This window comes from Aquibium sp. A9E412, from assembly GCF_030398335.1.
In the GTDB taxonomy this organism is placed as follows: Bacteria; Pseudomonadota; Alphaproteobacteria; order Rhizobiales; family Rhizobiaceae; genus A9E412.
In genome coordinates this window covers 1-3,536 of the sequence record NZ_JAOAOP010000123.1, presented here as the reverse complement: position 1 = coordinate 3,536, position 3,536 = coordinate 1, and the positions used below count along the sequence as shown (strand labels likewise).

The window sequence follows — 3,536 nt, the reverse complement described above, 5'->3', positions numbered from 1 at the left end:
GAGCGGCACCGGCTGCTGCAGCTCAACCTGCGCTACGACAACCGCTCGGCCGACGCCGTCCTGGCGCTGATCGCGGAGACGGCGCCCGACGTGGTGACGCTCAACGAGGTGTCGAGCGCCTGGCGCGAGGCGCTGCGCGCGACGGAAGACGACTACCCCTACCGCGTCTTCTGCCGGCCGGGCGCGCTGATCGGCGGCGTGGCGATCCTGTCGCGCCGGCGCTTCGACTACCGCTGGCCGCCGCAGTGCCACGAGCGCGGCGCGCTGGCGATCGCCGGCGTGTGGCTCGACGAGACGCGCTCGCTCAAGGTGGCGGCGGTGCATCTCGGCTGGCCGTGGCCGTACGGCCAGCACGGCCAGGTGGCGCGGCTGGCCGCGCCGCTCGGCACGCTCGGCGAGACCGCGCTGGTCGCCGGCGACCTCAACGCCGCGCCGTGGAGCGAGACGGCGACGCGGCTGGCGGCGGCCGGCGGGCTGACGATGGTGCGCGGCATCGGGCCGACCTGGCTGCACCGCGCGCTGCCCGGCGCGCTGCGCCCGGCGCTCGGCCTGCCGATCGACCACGTGCTCGTCAAGGGCGCCGTCCTGCCGCTCGCCGCCCGGCGCCTCGCGGCGGCGGGATCGGACCACCTGCCGGTGCTGTTCGACTTCGCGCTGCTGCCGCAGGAACGGCCGGCCGGCCCGCGCCTGGCGGGCGCGCGGCCTCACATGTTCTGGTAGACCGGCCCCTCGCCGCCCTGCGGCGGCACCCAGTTGATGTTCTGGTTGGGGTCCTTGATGTCGCAGGTCTTGCAGTGCACGCAGTTCTGCGCGTTGATGACGAAGCGCGCCTCGCCGTCCGGCTTGCCGGCCGCGCCGCCCTTTTCCGCAGCACCCGGGCCGCCAGCCAGCGCGTTGCCGTCGGCGTCGACCCATTCGTAGACGCCGGCCGGGCAGTAGCGCGAGGACGGGCCGGAGAAGACGGCGAACTCCGAGCTCTTCTGCAGCGCCATGTCGCCGACCTGCAGGTGCACCGGCTGGTTCTCCTCGTGGTTGGTGTTCGACAGGAACACCGAGGACAGCCGGTCGAAGGTCAGCGCGCCGTCGGGCTTGGGATAGCGGATCGGCTTGTGCCGCGCCGCCGGCTCGGTCGCCGCGTGGTCGGGCTTGCCGTGGCCCAGCGTGCCGAACAGCGACAGGCCGAGGAGCTGGTTGAGCCACATGTCGAAGCCGCCTATGCCGACGCCGAGCAGCGTGCCGAAGCGCGACCACAGCGGCTTGACGTTGCGCACCTTCTTCAGGTCGCGGCCGACCTCGGAACCGCGCCAGCCCTCCTCGTAGCCGGTCAGCTCGTCATGCGCGCGCCCGGCGGCGATCGCCTCGGCGGCGTGCTCGGCCGCCTGCATGCCCGACAGCACGGCGTTGTGCGAGCCCTTGATGCGCGGCACGTTGACGAAGCCGGCTGAGCAGCCGATCAGCGCGCCGCCCGGGAAGACCAGCTTGGGCACCGACTGCCAGCCGCCCTCGCTGATGGCGCGCGCGCCGTAGCCGACGCGCTTGCCGCCCTCGAAGGTGCCGCGGATCGCCGGATGCGTCTTGAAGCGCTGGAACTCCTCGAAGGGCGACAGGTAGGGGTTCTTGTAGTTGAGGTGGACGACGAAGCCGACGGCGACCTTGTTGTCGTCCAGGTGGTAGAGGAAGGAGCCGCCGCCGGTGCGCGAATCGAGCGGCCAGCCGAAGCTGTGCTGCACCAGGCCGGGACGGTGGTTCTCCGGCCGGACCTCCCACAGCTCCTTCAGGCCGATGCCGTATTTCTGCGGCTCGCGGCCCTCGTCGAGGCCGAAGCGGGCGATGAGCTGCTTGGCGAGCGAGCCGCGCACGCCCTCGCCGATCAGCACATACTTGCCGAGCAGCGCCATGCCGGGCTGGTAGTTGGGGCCGCGCGAGCCGTCCGCCTCGACGCCCATGTCGCCGGTCGCCACGCCGACGACCGCGCCGTCGTCGTCGTAAAGCACTTCCGCCGCCGCGAAGCCCGGATAGACCTCGACGCCGAGCGCCTCGGCACGGCCGGCCAGCCAGCGGCACACATTGCCGAGCGAGACGATGTAGTTGCCGTGGTTGTTCATCAGCGGCGGCATCAGCACGTTGGGCAGCCGCATCGAGCCGGACGGCCCGAGCACCAGGAAGTGGTCGGCCGTCACCGGCGTCCTGAAGGGATGGTCGGGGTCGTCGCGCCAGTCGGGCAGCAGCCGGTCGATGCCCACGGGATCGACCACCGCGCCCGACAGGATGTGCGCGCCGACCTCGCCGCCCTTTTCGAGCACGACGACGGAAAGCTCCGGCTCGAGCTGCTTGAGCCTGATCGCCGCGGCCAGCCCCGCCGGCCCCGCGCCGACGATCACCACGTCGAACTCCATGCTTTCGCGTTCGCTCTCGCTCATCAACACCTCCGCCTGCCGCCGCGACCATAGCGGTCGGACCCGAGAACCTGCCGGCCTGTCGCCTCGCCGCGCTATAGCGCATCCGACCGGGCGGCGAAACCGCTGCTTGCGCGCGGCGCCGCACGCTGCCATCGGGGCGACGGGCAAACATTTTACCTTGACGTAAAGGTCAATCAACCCGTCGCCGCGCCGCCTGCCATGCGGCCGGCTGCCGCGGCGCCGGGCCGGCGTTTCGCGCATGGCTTCGGCGCGGCGCTCGGCAAGGGCGCGGCGGCGGTGTATGCTGGGGATGGCGGCGCCGGCCCGAAGGCCTGACCGCGGCCGCCGGAAAGGAGGACCGCTGACAGCGTGTGCCCGGCTCCTTCTCCTCCTGCTCGTCGTCCCGTTCGTCGCCGGCGCGGGACCGGGCGACGACGGCCGCTGGCATGCCGGCGCCTACGCCTTCTCCGACGAGCTCGGCGGTTTCACCATCCGCGCCGTCTCCGGCACCGGCACGCGCTCGGATCCGGTCGTCATCGTGCAGGAACTCGCCTCGGCGAGCCCGGTGACGCTGGTGATCCGCGCCACCCGCGTCATCCGCCCCTTCGCCATGGCCGGCGACCCGGCGAACGGCTTTCTCTATCTGCGGCTGGAGACGGTCAACGGCAGCGGCGCGGCCTGGGTCGCCTTCGGCTTCGAGCTGCAGGAGGTGCGGGGCGAGGCGAGCGGCTATGGCGACGGGCTGTCCTTCGACCAGCGCCGGGCGGATTCGCAGCGGGTCGGCTCCGACGCCTTCGCGCTGCACGACAGCGATTTCGAGCCGGAGGACCGGCTCGTCTTTCGCGGCGGCAAGACCGACCCCGGCGAGACGGCGGTCTTCCGCTTTCTCGTCACCGACTTCACGCCGGTGGCCGAGTTCTATCTCGTGCAGGACCCGCGCATTCCCTATTCCTGAGCGCGGCGGCGGGCGGCGGCCTCCTTTGCCGCTTGCATTCGCACGGCGGGGCGTGACAATCGACGGCATGAGAGAAAGCCAGACGGACCGGCCCGCGCTTGCCGCGCTGCTCGCCTTCTATGCCGATGCCGGCGTCGACGAGGCGCTGACCGACGCGCCGGTCGACCGCTTCGCCGAGCACG

3 protein-coding genes are annotated in these 3,536 nt (G+C 72.1%); 2 read left to right on the top strand and 1 reads right to left on the bottom strand.

The features are described from left to right. On the top strand, positions 1 to 720 hold a 720-nt coding region (locus tag N1F89_RS20400), incomplete at its 5' end, for an endonuclease/exonuclease/phosphatase family protein (protein ID WP_290086323.1). Here the strand turns inward: N1F89_RS20400 and N1F89_RS20395 are convergent. Continuing rightward, entirely contained in the window at positions 705 to 2,420 is a 1,716-nt protein-coding gene (locus N1F89_RS20395) for an electron transfer flavoprotein-ubiquinone oxidoreductase (RefSeq protein ID WP_290086322.1), read from the bottom strand. The two genes, N1F89_RS20400 and N1F89_RS20395, sit on opposite strands and share 16 nt — an antisense overlap. 280 nt (positions 2,421 to 2,700) lie before the next feature. Between N1F89_RS20395 and N1F89_RS20390 the strand changes: the two genes are divergently transcribed. Next, complete coding sequence (locus N1F89_RS20390; RefSeq protein ID WP_290086321.1) at positions 2,701 to 3,354, top strand: hypothetical protein; 654 nt, start codon at positions 2,701 to 2,703, stop codon at positions 3,352 to 3,354. Positions 3,355 to 3,536 lie beyond the last annotated feature (182 nt).

What these genes read in the sequence shown, in the direction of transcription:
- N1F89_RS20395 (WP_290086322.1), bottom strand. Translation starts at nt 2,420, where the DNA reads ATGAGCGAGAGCGAACGCGAAAGCATGGAGTTCGACGTGGTGATCGTC.
- N1F89_RS20390 (WP_290086321.1), top strand. Translation starts at nt 2,701, where the DNA reads ATGCTGGGGATGGCGGCGCCGGCCCGAAGGCCTGACCGCGGCCGCCGG.